Source organism: Pseudomonas sp. ANT_J12 (genome assembly GCF_008370045.1).
In the GTDB taxonomy this organism is placed as follows: Bacteria; Pseudomonadota; Gammaproteobacteria; order Pseudomonadales; family Pseudomonadaceae; genus Aquipseudomonas.
The window spans coordinates 85,364-101,278 of sequence record NZ_VOBN01000017.1; the positions used below are offsets into that span (position 1 = coordinate 85,364).

The window sequence follows — 15,915 nt, forward strand, 5'->3', positions numbered from 1 at the left end:
ACGCTTAATCAGAAGTTCACCCCAATTACTCGCATGCCCCGGCTTTTTTTCTAGTCCTTGAAGCTTTGCACAATGCCAGCCGAATTCCACAATACCGGCAGGATATTTCTGAAATGTTCCGGATCGGCACTCGTCCAGAATTGCGCGGCGCGAACGGGTCCCTCAGCGAGCAATTCGCGCTCGGCCAACAGACGTTGCAGTTGCCGCGCCACCGCGGCGCCCGTGTCGATCAGGCTGATAGTCTCTGGGATCATCTGCCTAAGCATCGGCTTTAGAAAGGGGTAATGCGTGCAGCCTAGGATTATCGTGTCGGCGCCTGCCGCCAGCAGCGGTTCGACGTAGCCCTGGAGCAGTTGGCGCAGGGTCGCGCTGTGCAAATCGCCGCTTTCAATCAGCTCCACCAGCCCGGGACAAGGCTGGGTGATCACCCGCACATCCGTGGCAAAGCGGTCGAGCAACGCCGCAAACTTGGCACTCTGCAAGGTGCCGGTGGTGGCGAGGACGCCGACCACGCCACTGCGGGTGGCCGCGGCGGCGGGTTTAACCGCCGGCTCCATACCGACAATGGGCCAATCGGGATAATCGCGACGCAGATTGGCCACGCCAGCGACGGTGGCCGTGTTGCAAGCCAGCACCAACGCCTTGGCGCCCTGCTGCTGGAAAAAACCGGCGATGGCGCTGCAGCGTTGCTGGATGAATTCCGGGGTTTTCTCGCCGTAGGGGATATTCCCGCAATCGGCGACGTACAGCAGCGACTCGTTGGGCAGCAAACGCTGGATCTCGGCCAGCACCGAAAGCCCACCGACGCCGGAGTCGAACACGCCAATCGGCGCTTCACGCATGGGCCGTACCACAGACGCTGCAACCCGGATCACGCTTGACCCGCAACTCGCGAAAGCGCGTGCCCAAGGCGTCGATCAACAACAAGCGCCCTACCAGCGGCTCGCCGAAACCGGCCAGCAACTTCAGGGCTTCGAGGGCTTGCAAGCTACCGACCAGGCCCACCAGCGGGCCGATCACCCCGGCTTCGCTGCACGTCAATTCGGCTTCGCTGCCGTGCCCGTATAAACAGTGGTAGCACGGACTTTCAGCACGTCGCGGATCAAACACCGACAACTGCCCTTCCAGGCGAATTGCCGCGCCGCTGACCAAGGGTTTGCGCGCAGCCACACACGCAGCGTTGACCGCCTCGCGGGTGGAGAAATTGTCGGAACAGTCCAGCACCAGATCCACTGCAGCAACCGCTGCGGCCAGGGAATCTTCATCCAGCGCCGCACGATGGGCGACCAGATGAATCTCGGGATTGATTGCGCTCAATCGGCGAATCGCCGAATCGACCTTGCTCACGCCGACGCTGTCGGTGTCGTGAATGATCTGGCGTTGCAGGTTGGTCAGGTCGACCGTGTCGAAGTCCGCCAGATGCAACTCACCGACACCGGCCGCCGCCAGGTACAACGCCACCGGCGAGCCAAGGCCGCCGAGGCCGACGATCAGCACACGGCTTTGTTTCAGCCGTAATTGGCCGTCGATGTCGACGTGTTGCAACAAAATCTGTCGGCTGTAGCGCAACAACTCCTGATCATTCAGCACGGCAGGCGCCCCAGGCTGATGCGTTCATGACCGCCCAGATCGGTGCGGCTGTGGACGTGTTCAAAACCGCGGGTCAGCAGCAAATCGCGCACCGCGTCGGCTTGGTCGTAACCGTGTTCAAGCATCAACCAGCCGCCGGCGTCGAGGTAGTCCGGGGACTGGGCGACGATCAAACGCAGATCGTCGAGCCCGTCGACACCGGCGACCAGAGCACTGGCCGGCTCGAAACGCACATCGCCTTCCACCAGATGCGGATCGGCCGAGGCAATGTACGGCGGGTTGCTGATGATCAGTTGAAAACGCTGGCCTTCCAGAGCGCTGAACCAATGGCTGCTCAGCACCGTGGCGTTGTTCAGGTGCAGACGCTGGCGATTGCGCTCGGCCAATGCCACGGCTTCGATCACGCGATCCACGGCGGTGACGTGCCACGCTGGCCGTTCGCTGGCCAGGGCCAACGCAATGGCGCCGCTGCCGGTGCCGAGGTCGAGGACCTTGGCCGGAGTCGCGGGCAACAGGTCCAGCGCGGTTTCCACCAGCAATTCGGTGTCCGGGCGCGGGATCAGCGTGTGTGGCGCGACTTCCAGGTCAAGCTTCCAGAAACCCTGCTGGCCGAGGATGTACGCCACCGGCTCACCGCCACGACGGCGCTGCAAATAGCTGGCAAAGGTCAGCGCCGCTTCGCTCGGCACGATGCGCTCGGGCCAGGTGTGCAGGAAGCTGCGGGACTTGCCCAACGCCGCCGCCAGCAACAGTTCGGCATCCAGGCGCGCCGTCGGCGAGTCGGGTAGGTCTGCTGCACGCAATAAACTGGCAATGATCGTCATTTATTCACCTATCGCCGCCAATTGGTCGGCCTGGTATTCGGCCAACAACGGCTCGATCACTGCATCGACGCCACCGGCGAGGATTTCGTCGAGGGAATACAGCGTCAGGTTGACCCGGTGGTCGGTGACCCGGCCCTGGGCAAAGTTGTAGGTGCGGATGCGCTCGGAGCGATCACCCGACCCCACCAGCAGTTTACGCTCGCTGGCGATGGCATTCGCCGCGGCGGTGGTCTGCTGGTCGTTGAGCTTGGCCGACAGCCAGGACATCGCCCGGGCGCGGTTCTTGTGCTGGGAACGTTCTTCCTGGCACTCCACGACAATACCGGTGGGCAAGTGCGTGATGCGAATCGCCGAGTCGGTCTTGTTGACGTGCTGGCCGCCGGCCCCGGACGACTTGTAAGTGTCGATGCGCAGGTCGGACGGGTTGATCTCGATCGCTTCCTGCTCGTCCGGCTCGGGCAACACGGCCACGGTGCAGGCCGAGGTGTGGATGCGGCCCTGGGATTCGGTGGCCGGCACCCGTTGCACGCGGTGGGCGCCGGATTCGAATTTCAGCTTGCCGTAGACGCTGTCGCCTTCGACCCGGGCGATGACTTCCTTGAAGCCGCCGTGCTCGCCGATGTTCTCCGAGAGGATCTCCACCCGCCAGCCACGCCGCTCGGCGTACCGCGAGTACATGCGGAACAGGTCGCCGGAGAAAATCGCCGCCTCGTCGCCGCCGGTGCCGGCGCGGATTTCGAGGAACACGTTGCGCCCGTCGTTCGGGTCCTTGGGCAGCAACATGCGTTGCAGCCGGCCTTCGATTTCGATCAGTTGCTCTTTGGCTTCGCGCACTTCTTCCACGGCCATTTCGCGCATGTCCGGGTCGCTGTCCTTGAGCAGTGCCTGGGCGCCTTCGAGGTCGCCTTGCACTTTGAGCAGCTGTTTATAGGTTTCGACAATCGGTTCGACTTCCGCGTATTCCTTGGAATAGGCGCGGAATTTGGTCTGGTCGGAAATGACTTCGCCATCGCCAAGCAGAGCGGTCAATTCCTCGAAACGGTCCTGGAGGATGTCCAGCTTATTGAGCAGTGACGCTTTCATTGCGGTCTTTTATCCGAGCTATCCGACGAGCCCTCACCGAGGGCAAAGAGTTCCTGGGCCATGGCCAGCGCATCGAGGCGGCCTTCGGCAGTCAACTTTTTCAACTGCACGCTGGGGGCGTGCAGCAATTTATTAGTCAGGCCGCGCGCCAGTTGCACCAACACGTCTTCGGCGCTGCTGCCGTTGGCCAGCATGCGCTGGGCCTTTTGCAATTCTTCGTCACGCATGCGCTCGCTTTGCTGACGATAGGCCTTGAGCACATCCACCGCCGCCAGTTCGCGCAGGCGCACCATGAAGTCGTCGGCGCCGATCGCCACCATCTCTTCCGCCGCCTGGGCAGCGCCTTGGCGGCTCTTGAGGTTTTCGGCGACCACTTCGTGCAGATCGTCGACGCTATACAGGTAGACGTCGTCCAGCTCGCCGACTTCAGGCTCGATGTCCCGGGGGACGGCGATGTCCACCATGAAGATCGGCTTGTGCTTGCGCAGCTTCAGGGCACTTTCCACCGCGCCTTTACCCAGGATCGGCAATTGGCTGGCGGTGGAGCTGATGACGATGTCGCTGCGCACCAGCTCGGCCGGGATGTCCGACAGCAACACCGCGTGGGCGCCGAACTGTTCGGCGAGGATGCTCGCGCGTTCCAGCGTGCGGTTGGCGACGACGATGCGCTTCACGCCCAATTCGTGCAGATGGCGGGCGACCAGGGTGATGGTCTCGCCGGCGCCGATCAGCAAGGCCTGGCTGCGTTGCAAGTCGCTGAAAATCTGCTTGGCCAGGCTGACCGCGGCAAACGCCACGGACACCGGGTTTTCACCGATGGCGGTGTCGGTGCGCACTTGCTTGGCGGCGTTGAACGTCGCCTGGAACAGCCTGCCGAGCAGCGGACCGATGGTGCCCGCCTCACGCGCCACGGCGTAGGCCGATTTCATCTGGCCAAGAATCTGCGGTTCGCCCAACACCAGGGAATCGAGTCCGGAGGCGACCCGCATCATGTGACGAACTGCCGCATCATCTTCGTGCACATAAGCGCTCGCGCGCAGCTCATCGAGGCTCAAATGGTGATAATCGGCCAGCCAGCGCAGGATGATGTCCGCCGAAAGGTGGTCCTGCTCTATATAAAGCTCACTGCGATTGCAGGTGGAAAGGATCGCAGCTTCGCGGCTGTCGGTGAGTCGGCAGAGCTGTTGCAAGGCCTCCACCAACTGCTCAGGGGTAAAGGCCACGCGCTCGCGGACGTCTACTGAAGCAGTCTTGTGGTTAATACCGAGTGCAAGAAAGGCCATTCAAGGTCGCTGATAGTGACGTGAAGCCGGCAATTGTCCTACTTCGACACTGACAGAACAACTACCGCCGACTATTGTCCCAATCACTTGCCTCTATAAAGGCATCAATTGAGACTCGGTTATGTTTGGCCGAAGGCTTGTGTCATGATGATCCGACCGCAGGTTAGTCGTCCTTCTCCTATATGAATAGATCTTCCGCGTTGCTCCTCGCTTTTGTCTTCCTCAGCGGCTGCCAGGCTATGGCGCCCGTTTCGTCGGACGGCACGCCGCCGACTGAAGACAGCACTCCGGCCCCTGAAAAGCCCAAGGTCTATAGCTCCTTCAGTGAAGAAACCATCTTCAGTCTGTTGAGTGCCGAACTGGCTGGCCAACGCAATCGTTTCGACATTGCGCTGGACAACTACGTGACCCAGGCCATCAACACTCAGGATCCGGGCATCTCCGAACGGGCCTTCCGCATCGCCGAATACCTGGGCGCCGATCAGGCGGCCCTGGATACCGCGCTGATCTGGGCGAGAAACGCCCCGGACGACCTCGAAGCTCAACGGGCCGCCGCCGTGCAACTGGCGCGTGCCGGGCGTTACGACGACTCCATGGTCTATATGGAGAAAGTCCTGCTGGGCAAGGGCGATACGCATTTCGACTTTCTCGCCCTGTCTGCGGCTGACACCGACCAGGACACGCGCAACGGCCTGATGAAAAGTTTTGACCGTTTGTTGCAGCGCCATCCGAAGAACAGCCAGCTGATTTTCGGCAAGGCGTTGTTGATGCAACAGGACGGCGACTCGAAAGGCGCGCTGACCCTGCTCGAAGACAATCCGCCGGACGCCGGCGAAATCGCCCCGATCCTGCTGCGCGCGCGCCTGCTGCAAACGCTCAACCGTGGCGATGAAGCCCTGCCGCTGCTGCAAAAAAGCATCAAGAAATACCCGGACGACAAACGCCTGCGCCTGACTTACGCGCGGATGTTGGTCGAGCAGGACCGCATGGACGACGCCAAGGTCGAGTTCTCCAGCCTGGTTCAGCAGTACCCGGAAGACGACGAATTGCGTTACTCCCTGGCGCTCGTGTGCCTGGAAGCCAAGGCCTGGGACGAGGCCAAGGGTTACCTGGAAGACTTGATCGCCCGGGAAAGCCACGTGGATTCGGCGCACCTGAACCTCGGCCGTATCGCTGAAGAGCGCAACGACCCGCAAGGCGCATTGATCGAGTACGCCCAGGTTGGCCCCGGCAACGATTACCTGCCGGCGCAATTGCGTCAGGCCGATATCCTGATGAACAACGGCAAGACCGCCGAAGCCCAGAGCAAACTGGTGGCCGAGCGCGACGCCCAACCCGATTACGCGATTCAGTTGTACCTGATCGAAGCCGAAACCCTGTCGGCCAACAACCAGGGCGACAAAGCCTGGGGCGTGCTGCACAAAGCCTTGCTGCAATACCCGGACGACCTGAATTTGCTCTACACCCGGGCCATGCTCGCGGAAAAACGCAATGACCTGGCGCAGATGGAAAAAGACTTGCGCCTGATCATCAAGCGCGACCCGGACAATGCCATGGCGCTGAACGCCCTCGGCTACACCCTGTCCGACCGCACCACCCGTTATGAAGAAGCCAAGGCCCTGATCGAACACGCGCACCAGCTCAATCCGGAAGACCCGGCGGTCCTCGACAGCCTCGGCTGGGTGAATTTCCGCCTGGGCAATCTCGATGAAGCCGAGCGTTTGCTGCGCCAGGCCCTGGAGCGTTTCCCCGATCAAGAAGTCGCGGCGCACCTGGGCGAAGTCCTGTGGGCCAACGGCAAGCAGCGGGAAGCCAAGCAAATCTGGGGCAAGTTCCTCAAGGACCAACCCGACAGCCCTACCCTGCGCGGCACCATCAAGCGCCTGACCGGATCAGAGACTCTTTAAGATTATGTTTTTGCACCACGTTATCGTCTTCAGCTTCATCGCCCTGCTCGCCGGTTGCGCCGGTTTCGGTGCCCGTGAATCGGTCCAGGGCCAGGGTAATCCGGCCCAGTGGAACACCTACAAACAGCAGATGACTGCCCTCGACGGCTGGCAGATCAACGGCAAGATCGGCATTCGCGCCCCCAAGGATTCGGGCAGCGGCACGCTGTTCTGGCTGCAGCGACAGGATTACTACGACATCCGCCTCTCCGGCCCCCTGGGTCGCGGCGCTGCTCGCTTGACCGGCCGCCCGGGCAAAGTGTCGCTGGAAGTCGCCAATCAGGGCCGCTACGACGCTACGACGCCTGAAGCCCTGCTGGAAGAACAGCTGGGCTGGAAACTGCCGGTGTCCAATCTGGCCTGGTGGGTTCGCGGGCTCCCGGCCCCGGACAGCAAGAGTCGCCTGACCCTGGACGCCGACAGCCGCCTGGCCAACCTTGAACAGGATGGCTGGCAGGTCGAATACCTGAGCTACGCCGAACAAAACGGCTATTGGCTGCCCGAGCGGATCAAACTGCACGGCACCGACCTTGATGTCACGCTGGTGATCAAGGAATGGCAACCACGCAAACTGGGGCAGTGAACATGACTGCTGCGCGCTTGACGCTGCCCTCGCCGGCCAAACTCAATCTGATGCTGCACATTCTCGGGCGCCGTGAAGACGGCTATCACGAGTTGCAGACGATTTTTCAGTTTCTCGATTACGGTGATGAAATCACCTTCGCCGTGCGCGACGACGGTGTGATTCGTTTGCACACCGAATTCGACGGCGTGCCCCACGACAGCAATCTGATTGTGCGTGCCGCGAAAAAACTTCAGGCGCAATCGGGTTGTGCACTTGGCATCGATATCTGGATCGAAAAAATCCTGCCCATGGGTGGCGGCATTGGTGGCGGCAGCTCCAATGCCGCGACCACGTTGCTCGGCCTCAATCACCTGTGGCAGCTGGGCTGGGATGAAGATCGACTGGCTGTGCTGGGCCTGACACTGGGCGCTGACGTCCCGGTTTTCGTGCGAGGTCACGCGGCTTTTGCCGAGGGTGTCGGGGAGAAACTGACCCCTGTAGACCCCGAAGAACCGTGGTATCTGGTGCTCGTGCCGCAAGTATCTGTAAGTACAGCAGAAATTTTTTCAGATCCTTTGTTGACACGTAACTCTTCTCCCATTAAAGTGCGCCCCGTTCCCAAGGGAAACAGTCGAAATGACTGCTTGCCAGTAGTAGCAAGGCGTTATCCAGAGGTACGTAACGCGTTGAATTTGTTAGGTAAATTTACCGAAGCAAAACTTACTGGCACTGGAAGTTGTGTGTTTGGGGGCTTCCCAAGCAAAGCTGAAGCTGATAAAGTCTCGGCCCTTCTTACAGAGACCCTTACAGGGTTTGTAGCAAAGGGAAGCAACGTTTCGATGTTGCATCGCAAGCTGCAAAATCTGCTTTAAAGGAATCGATTACTGGGTAATCGTTGCAACAGATACAGGGGCGTCGCCAAGCGGTAAGGCAGCAGGTTTTGATCCTGCCATGCGTTGGTTCGAATCCAGCCGCCCCTGCCATTTTCCTATACTCATCCAGGTTACCCTCAGCCTTCAGGTACTGCGCGTGTCCAAGATGATGGTCTTTACGGGGAACGCTAACCCCGATCTGGCTCGGCGTGTTGTACGTCAGCTGCATATCCCTCTCGGTGACATCTCTGTCGGTAAGTTCTCCGACGGTGAAATTACTGCCGAGATCAATGAAAACGTCCGCGGTAAAGATGTCTTCATTATTCAGCCGACTTGCGCTCCGACCAACGATAACCTGATGGAACTGGTAGTGATGGCTGATGCCTTCCGCCGCTCCTCGGCTACTCGTATCACTGCTGTTATTCCTTACTTTGGTTATGCCCGTCAGGATCGCCGTCCGCGTTCCGCACGTGTGGCTATCAGCGCGAAAGTCGTTGCTGACATGCTTACCGTAGTCGGCATCGATCGTGTTCTCACGGTTGATCTGCATGCTGACCAAATCCAGGGTTTCTTCGATATTCCGGTAGATAACATCTACGGCTCCCCGGTATTGGTGGATGACATTGAAGATCAGCGCTTCGAAAACCTGATGATCGTGTCCCCGGACATTGGTGGCGTCGTGCGTGCACGTGCTGTTGCCAAATCCCTGGGCGTGGATCTCGGGATCATCGACAAACGCCGTGAGAAAGCCAATCACTCTGAAGTGATGCATATCATCGGTGATGTCGAAGGGCGTACCTGTATTCTGGTCGATGACATGGTCGATACCGCCGGCACTCTGTGCCACGCGGCCAAGGCCCTGAAAGAGCATGGCGCTGCCAAGGTTTTCGCCTACTGCACACACCCTGTGCTGTCCGGTCGGGCGATCGAAAACATCGAAAATTCCATGCTGGACGAACTGGTGGTGACTAACACCATCCCGTTGTCCGCTGCTGCTCAAGCCTGCTCGCGTATCCGTCAACTGGATATCGCGCCGGTAGTTGCCGAGGCGGTCCGCCGCATCAGCAATGAAGAATCGATCAGTGCGATGTTCCGTTAAGGGCCCTGCCCTTCTCGAATGTCTCGTTGACGAAAAGCGCCCCGCCCCGGCATTCCTGTCGGGGCGGGGCTTTTTTGCCCATATCGCCTTTAGCGCTGGTCGCAACCGCTGGGGCGAATGTGGTTATTTTGGAGATACAACATGAACGATTTTACTCTGAATGCTGAAGTGCGTTCCGACCTGGGGAAAGGTGCGAGCCGCCGCCTGCGTCGTCTCGCAAGCCTGGTACCAGCTGTAGTTTACGGTGGCGAAAAAGCCCCTGAATCCATCAGCATGCTGGCTAAAGAAGTTGCCAAACTGCTCGAAAACGAAGCGGCTTACAGCCACATCATCGAGCTGAACGTTGGCGGCAAAAAGCAAAACGTCATCATCAAAGCCCTGCAGCGCCACCCGGCTAAAGGCCACGTGCTGCACGCTGACTTCGTACGCGTAGTCGCTGGCCAGAAACTGACCGCTGTTGTGCCTGTACACTTTGTTGGTGAAGAAGCCCCGATCAAGAAAGGCGGCGAAGTTTCGCACGTTGTTGCTGAGATCGAAGTGACCTGCCTGCCGAAAGATCTGCCTGAGTTCATCGAAGTCGATCTGACTGACGCTGAAATCGGTTCGATCATTCACTTGTCCGACCTCAAAGCCCCTAAAGGCGTTGAGTTTGTTGCTCTGGCACACGGTGATGACAAGGCTGTTGCCAACGTCCACGCTCCACGTGTTGCTCCAGAAGCTACCGAAGAAGGCGCAGCAGAGTAATTCACTCTGTGAAGCCGGAGTGATCAAGTAACATCGCGGACTGGAACGTAGCGAGAAAGCGGGCGAGAACGCGGAGTTTACATAATGGTAAATGAGCACTTGTCGTCCACTTTCGCCGCACTCCCGGATTGCGGCGATGTTATCCACCACTCCAAGGAAGGGCCCCTATCGTGACTGCCATCAAACTGATCGTTGGCCTGGGAAATCCAGGCGCTGAATACGAACAGACCCGGCATAACGCAGGGGCCCTTTTTGTTGAGCGCATCGCGAACGCGCAAGGTGTGAACCTTGTGGCCGATCGCAAATATTTCGGCCTGACCGGGCGCTATTCGCACCAGGGTCAGGATGTTCGTCTGCTGATTCCCACCACGTACATGAACCGCAGCGGCCAGGCCGTGGCGGCACTCGCCGGCTTCTTCCGCATCACGCCTGAAGAAATCCTCGTGGCGCATGACGAACTCGACTTGCCTCCGGGCGTCGCCAAGCTCAAGCAGGGCGGCGGCCATGGCGGTCACAACGGGTTGCGCGACATCATCGCGCAACTGGGCAATCAGAATACCTTTCACCGCTTGCGGCTTGGCATTGGCCACCCGGGCGTTGCCAGTATGGTTTCAAATTTCGTCCTGGGTCGTGCGCCACGCGCCGAACAGGAAAAACTCGATGCCAGCATCGACTTTGCCCTCGGCGTGCTGCCGGATATCCTCGCCGGGGAATGGAACCGCGCGATGAAAAACCTGCACAGCCAGAAGGCCTGACTCACTCCTCGGGGAAAACACCATGGGATTCAATTGCGGCATCGTCGGCCTGCCTAACGTCGGCAAGTCCACCCTATTCAACGCCCTGACCAAATCCGGGATCGCGGCCGAGAACTTCCCCTTCTGCACCATCGAGCCGAACACCGGTATCGTGCCGATGCCGGATCCGCGTCTGGAAGCCCTGGCGGCCATCGTTAACCCCAAGCGCATCCTGCCGACCACCATGGAATTCGTCGACATCGCAGGCCTGGTGGCCGGCGCGTCGAAAGGTGAAGGCCTGGGCAACAAGTTCCTGGCCAACATCCGTGAAACCGATGCCATCGCCCACGTGGTCCGCTGCTTCGAAGACGAGAACGTGATTCACGTCTCCAACAGCGTCGACCCGAAACGCGACATCGAGATCATCGACCTGGAACTGATCTTCGCCGACCTCGACAGCTGCGAGAAGCAACTGCAGAAAGTCGCGCGCAACGCCAAGGGTGGCGACAAGGACGCGGTGGTCCAGAAAGGCCTGCTGGAACAATTGATCGCTCACTTCACCCTCGGCAAGCCTGCGCGCACCCTGATGAAGACCATGGGTGTCGACGACAAGGCCGTGATTCGTGGTTTCCACCTGCTGACCACCAAGCCGGTCATGTACATCGCCAACGTCGCTGAAGACGGTTTCGAGAACAACCCGCTGCTGGATATCGTCAAAGCCATCGCCGAAGAAGAAGGCGCCATGGTGGTTCCGGTCTGCAACAAGATCGAAGCCGAAATTGCCGAGCTGGAAGACGGCGAAGAGAAAGACATGTTCCTCGAAGCCCTGGGTCTTGAAGAGCCTGGCCTGAACCGCGTGATCCGCGCCGGCTACGAGATGCTGCACCTGCAGACCTACTTCACCGCCGGTGTCGAAGAAGTCCGCGCCTGGACCGTCCGCGTCGGTGCCACCGCACCCCAGGCCGCCGGCGTAATCCACACCGACTTCGAAAAAGGCTTCATCCGCGCCGAAGTTATCGCCTACGACGACTTCATCCAGTACAAGGGCGAAGCCGGCACCAAAGAAGCCGGGAAATGGCGTCTGGAAGGCAAGGACTACATCGTGAAAGACGGCGACGTGATGCACTTCCGTTTCAACGTGTAAAAACCGCTACGCAACAAAAAGCCGCGTTTGATACGCGGCTTTTTTGTGCCTGGAATCCGGGCAACACCACCAAACCTGTAGGAGCGAGGCTTGCCCGCGAAGGCGTCATCACTGACGCTAAAAGCTTCGCGGGCAAGCCTTGCTCCTACGGGTCCGCGTATTGTCAGGCCTTTTTGGTGCGCGGCAAGAAGATCGCCAACACCCCAAACAGCGGCAGGAACGAACACAGGAAGTACACGTATTCAATCCCGTGGACATCCGCCAGATGCCCCAGCAACGCCGCGCCAATCCCGCCAAAACCGAACATCAGGCCGAAGAACACCCCGGCAATCATCCCGACATTGCCCGGCACCAATTCCTGCGCGTACACCACGATCGCGGAAAACGCCGAGGCCAGGATGAAGCCGATGACCACGCTGAGGATGCTGGTCCAGAACAGGTCAACATGAGGCAGGATCAAGGTGAAAGGCGCCACGCCGAGGATCGAGAACCAGATCACGGCCTTACGCCCGATCTTGTCGCCAATCGGCCCACCGAAGAAGGTCCCCGCCGCCACCGCGCCCAGGAACAAAAACAAGTGCAGCTGCGAACTGGCCACCGACAGGTCGAACTTCTCGATCAGGTAGAAGGTGAAGTAACTGGTGAAACTGGCCATGTAGAAATACTTGGAGAACACCAGCAAGCCCAGGACCACCAGCGCGCCGATCACTCGGTTTTTCGACAAGCCGTGAGTCGCCGCCTGACCCTGCTTGAGCTTGAACAGGTTCAAGTGATTGGCGTACCAGCGGCTGATGCGATAGAGCACGAACAGCGCAAACACCGCGAACAAGCCGAACCACGCAACGTGGCCCTGACCGTAAGGAATGATGATCGCCGCCGCCAGCAACGGACCGAACGCCGAACCGGCGTTACCACCGACCTGGAAGGTCGATTGCGCCAGGCCGAAACGCCCGCCCGAAGCCAGTCGCGCCACGCGAGAAGCTTCCGGGTGAAAGGTTGAAGAGCCGATGCCGATCAATCCCGCCGCCAGCAGGATCATCGGGAAGCTGCCCACCTGCGACATCATCAAAATGCCGATCAATGTGCAGACCGTCCCGGCCGGCAACAGCCACGGCTTGGGATGGCGATCCGTGTAGTAACCGACCCACGGCTGCAACAGCGAGGCGGTCAACTGGAACGTCAGGGTGATCAGGCCGACCTGGGTAAACGTCAGGCCATAATTGGCCTTGAGCATTGGGTAAATCGACGGCAGCACCGACTGAATCAGGTCGTTGATCAAATGCGCCAGCGCCACCGCGCCGATGATGCGCATGACTAAGGGACTGCTTTGCGGCGTCGCGGATGCCGGCGTTGCGCCGGTCTGGGCATTGCTGATAGCCATGGGAATTTCCGTACTACAGATGGGTGCACACGGGCAGGTGCGCCAATGTGCCATTTTTCAGTGCAACAACGCTATCCCCTTAGCCTGCTAACGACCTCGACGTTCATCGAAGAGTGGGTGATAGCGCAACGCCATGGTCTGAATCTTGCCTTGTTTCTCCCCTTCAACGCGGCCCCCTTACAAAGGGGATCGAGAATGGGAAGTTTCGCTACAGAGTCGGCCTACAGAGCTGGCGAGGGTGAACTTTCGAGGCCTTTTAAAAGGGCACAAGTCGCGGTCGCAACGATCACGACGCACGCCAATGGTGCGTGGTGTCCAGAGGAGTCATGGGGCATGCAGGCTTTTTTATCACCGGGGATCGGGCTGCTGGGGCGTTTTGGCTTCGCGCGCAAATTTCAGCTGCTGTTTCTGCTGTTTATCCTGCCGTTGGGCGGCAGTCTGTGGATGATCGGTCAGGATTATCGGGACAAACTGCAGCTCATTTCCGGCGAACGTGCCGGGGTTCGTCAACTGCTGGCCCTGGATGCGCTGGATAACCTGCTCGCCGCCCAGCGTGACCGCGCCGCGCGCTGGCGCGCCACCGAAACCAATCGCCAGCCAACCCCCGCCACCATCGCCGCCATGGGCGCGTTCGACGCCGTGCAACCCGCCGTCGCCCAAGCCACCACGGACCTGGGCAACGCGCTGAAAACCGAAGGCGCCGAAGGTGAAACCCTGGCCCGCTATCAAGCCCTGCAAACCGCCCTCAATGGCCTGGACTCGAAAAGCCTCAGCGGCGTCGGCTGGTGGCCGGACGGTTACGATCGCTTCACCAACGCCTTGAGCGCCCTGCAAGCCTTGCGCGAACAGATCGCCATGGACAATCGCTTGACCCTGGCGCCCTGGCTGGAAACCTATTTGCTGACGCAGATCTCCACCCAACACGCGCCGGACCTGATTGAACGGGTCGGACGCCTTGCAGCGGTTGGCCAGGCGTCAGTGGTGTCCGGGCAGTTCACGCTGCAAAGCCGTCTGCAACTGCGGGACTTGCGCGGACGCATCGGCGATGCCCGCGAACAGCTTGTCAAAACGGCTAGCCTGCTGGAAGCCCGCCTGCCCAGCGCCCTGCAAACCTGGGCCGGGCAATACCATGACAGCCTCAAGCATCTCGATGGGACCTTGAAGGTCCTCGACGACGGTGTGTTCGGCGGCAGCATCAACCTCAAGCCGGACGACTTCGAACACAACCTCGACGCGCTGCTGACCGACCTCGCCTCCCTGCGCCAGCAATCCCTGGTGTCGCTGGATCAACGCCTGGATTACTACCACACCTCGGCCATTCGCCAGTTCATCCTGGTGGCGGCGATCTTTGGTTGCCTGCTGTTGGCCGCGCTGTACCTGTTCGTGTGTTTGCAGGCCTCGATCCGGCGCAGCGCCAGCGGTATCACCGTGCTGGCCGAAGCCTTGCGTGACGGCAACCTGAGCCTGCAAGTGCCGGTGCAAGGTCGCGACGAATTGGCGGCAATCAGCACCGCGCTGAACGTCGCGGTGGTGCAACTGCGCAACAGTTTGCTCGGGGTCGATCACGAGACTTTGCAGTTGAGCAACGCCGTGCGCACCCTCAACGATCATTCCAGCGGCGCCTTGGGCGAAGTCGAGGCCCAGCAAATCCAGATCAGCCAGATTGCCGCTGCTGCCACGCAACTGGCCGCCACCTCCCAAGGGGTCGCCCAGAGTTGTGAACAGGCGTCCGGCAGCGCCCAGCATACCCAGCGAATCGCCGCCGACAGCAGCCGCGACAGCCAACGCACCACGGCGAGCATTCAGCAGCTCAATCAGCGGCTCAACGACACGGCGGCAGCCTTGGGTCGGGTCAGTGAGCAGGGGCAGCAGATTCAATTGGTGGTCGACACCATTCGCGGCGTTGCCGAGCAGACCAACCTGCTGGCGCTCAACGCAGCCATCGAGGCGGCTCGCGCCGGAGAGCAAGGTCGCGGCTTTGCCGTGGTGGCCGATGAGGTACGCAGTCTGTCCCAGCGCACGCAATCGTCCACCGCGCAGATCGCCAGCACCGTCGACAGCCTGCGCAGCACGGTGAATGAAGCAGTGACCCTGATGGAAGCCGCTTGCGGCCAGGCTCAGACCGACGCTGAAGCCGTCACGGGCCTCGGCGCACGCCTGGGGGAAATCGCCAGCGCCGTGCAAAGCGTCACCGACACCCTGGCGCAAATCGCCACCGCTGTCGAAGAGCAAGCGAGCACCGCCGATGAGGTCAGCGGCAACATCCAGCAGGTCGATCAGGCGGCCGTCAGGTTGCTGGAAGGCGCGCGGGCCGTGAACCTTGCGGCAGATACCTTAAGCCAGGGCAGCAAGGCCTTGAGCGCGAATACCGGGAGATTTCAGCTCAGCTGACACCCTGCCCTGCCCCGGTTTTTCGGCTCAGGACGATAAGCGGTTGAAAGTGTAGAGAAATATTTTAGATTTGCGCTTGACGCATCTGCATTACCGGTGAATAATGCGCGCCACTTGGCTACATAGCTCAGTTGGTTAGAGCATAGCATTCATAATGCTGGGGTCCGGGGTTCAAGTCCCTGTGTAGCCACCAAGTACTAAAAACGGCTTACCGAAAGGTAGGCCGTTTTTTTATGCCTCGAGAAAAGTGCTGCGCCCG

14 protein-coding genes and 2 tRNA genes are annotated in these 15,915 nt (G+C 60.1%); 10 read left to right on the forward strand and 6 right to left on the reverse strand.

Annotated features, from left to right (window positions below):
* Window positions 1-50: 50 nt before the first annotated feature.
* From murI to hemA, 5 genes are read right to left on the reverse strand one after another with little or no spacing between them, the layout of a single operon-like run.
* Window positions 51-842 (reverse strand): glutamate racemase, encoded by a 792-nt coding sequence (gene murI, locus FQ192_RS26310; RefSeq protein ID WP_149661140.1) that lies wholly within the window; start codon window positions 840-842, stop codon window positions 51-53.
* Window positions 835-1,590 carry a molybdopterin-synthase adenylyltransferase MoeB gene (locus FQ192_RS26315; protein WP_149661141.1) on the reverse strand — a complete coding sequence of 252 codons (756 nt, stop codon included), beginning with the start codon at window positions 1,588-1,590 and terminating at the stop codon, window positions 835-837. The genes murI and FQ192_RS26315 overlap by 8 nt, the downstream gene beginning before the upstream one ends.
* The gene (gene prmC / locus FQ192_RS26320) at window positions 1,584-2,414 is read right to left on the reverse strand and encodes a peptide chain release factor N(5)-glutamine methyltransferase (protein WP_149661142.1); all 831 of its coding nucleotides are present in this window, start codon (window positions 2,412-2,414) and stop codon (window positions 1,584-1,586) included. The genes FQ192_RS26315 and prmC overlap by 7 nt, the downstream gene beginning before the upstream one ends.
* On the reverse strand, window positions 2,415-3,497 hold the full coding sequence (gene prfA, locus FQ192_RS26325) for a peptide chain release factor 1 (protein ID WP_149661143.1): 1,083 nt from the start codon (window positions 3,495-3,497) through the stop codon (window positions 2,415-2,417).
* Window positions 3,494-4,780, reverse strand: a complete 1,287-nt coding sequence (hemA, locus tag FQ192_RS26330; RefSeq protein ID WP_149661144.1) for a glutamyl-tRNA reductase — start codon at window positions 4,778-4,780, stop codon at window positions 3,494-3,496. The genes prfA and hemA overlap by 4 nt, the downstream gene beginning before the upstream one ends.
* Before the next feature lie 182 nt (window positions 4,781-4,962).
* Between hemA and FQ192_RS26335 the strand changes: the two genes are divergently transcribed.
* The 8 genes from FQ192_RS26335 (at window position 4,963) to ychF (ending at window position 11,884) form a co-directional block, all read left to right on the forward strand.
* Window positions 4,963-6,687 (forward strand): tetratricopeptide repeat protein, encoded by a 1,725-nt coding sequence (locus tag FQ192_RS26335; protein WP_149661145.1) that lies wholly within the window; start codon window positions 4,963-4,965, stop codon window positions 6,685-6,687.
* Window positions 6,688-6,691: 4 nt separating this feature from the next.
* A complete protein-coding gene (gene lolB / locus FQ192_RS26340; RefSeq protein ID WP_149661146.1) occupies window positions 6,692-7,309 on the forward strand; it encodes a lipoprotein insertase outer membrane protein LolB in 618 nt (205 codons plus the stop codon).
* A gap of 2 nt (window positions 7,310-7,311) precedes the next feature.
* Entirely contained in the window at window positions 7,312-8,163 is an 852-nt protein-coding gene (ispE, locus tag FQ192_RS26345) for a 4-(cytidine 5'-diphospho)-2-C-methyl-D-erythritol kinase (protein WP_149661179.1), read from the forward strand.
* A gap of 36 nt (window positions 8,164-8,199) precedes the next feature.
* Window positions 8,200-8,274: transfer RNA gene (locus FQ192_RS26350), tRNA-Gln, on the forward strand.
* A 46-nt stretch (window positions 8,275-8,320) separates the two neighbouring features.
* Window positions 8,321-9,262: a ribose-phosphate pyrophosphokinase gene (locus FQ192_RS26355; RefSeq protein WP_003208392.1), complete on the forward strand. Its 942-nt coding sequence runs from the start codon at window positions 8,321-8,323 to the stop codon at window positions 9,260-9,262.
* Between the two features lie 141 nt (window positions 9,263-9,403).
* Window positions 9,404-10,006, forward strand: coding sequence for a 50S ribosomal protein L25/general stress protein Ctc (locus FQ192_RS26360; RefSeq protein ID WP_149661147.1), 603 nt, complete (start codon window positions 9,404-9,406; stop codon window positions 10,004-10,006).
* A 170-nt stretch (window positions 10,007-10,176) separates the two neighbouring features.
* Window positions 10,177-10,761 (forward strand): aminoacyl-tRNA hydrolase, encoded by a 585-nt coding sequence (gene pth, locus FQ192_RS26365; RefSeq protein ID WP_008153430.1) that lies wholly within the window; start codon window positions 10,177-10,179, stop codon window positions 10,759-10,761.
* A gap of 22 nt (window positions 10,762-10,783) precedes the next feature.
* Window positions 10,784-11,884 (forward strand): redox-regulated ATPase YchF, encoded by a 1,101-nt coding sequence (ychF, locus tag FQ192_RS26370; RefSeq protein ID WP_149661148.1) that lies wholly within the window; start codon window positions 10,784-10,786, stop codon window positions 11,882-11,884.
* Between the two features lie 163 nt (window positions 11,885-12,047).
* Here ychF and FQ192_RS26375 read toward each other — a convergent pair whose 3' ends face one another.
* Window positions 12,048-13,265: an MFS transporter gene (locus FQ192_RS26375; protein WP_149661149.1), complete on the reverse strand. Its 1,218-nt coding sequence runs from the start codon at window positions 13,263-13,265 to the stop codon at window positions 12,048-12,050.
* 333 nt (window positions 13,266-13,598) lie between these two features.
* On the opposite strand from FQ192_RS26375, the gene FQ192_RS26380 reads away from it, so the two are divergent.
* Window positions 13,599-15,656, forward strand: coding sequence for a methyl-accepting chemotaxis protein (locus tag FQ192_RS26380; RefSeq protein ID WP_149661150.1), 2,058 nt, complete (start codon window positions 13,599-13,601; stop codon window positions 15,654-15,656).
* Between the two features lie 116 nt (window positions 15,657-15,772).
* Window positions 15,773-15,849, forward strand: a tRNA-Met gene (locus tag FQ192_RS26385).
* Window positions 15,850-15,915 lie beyond the last annotated feature (66 nt).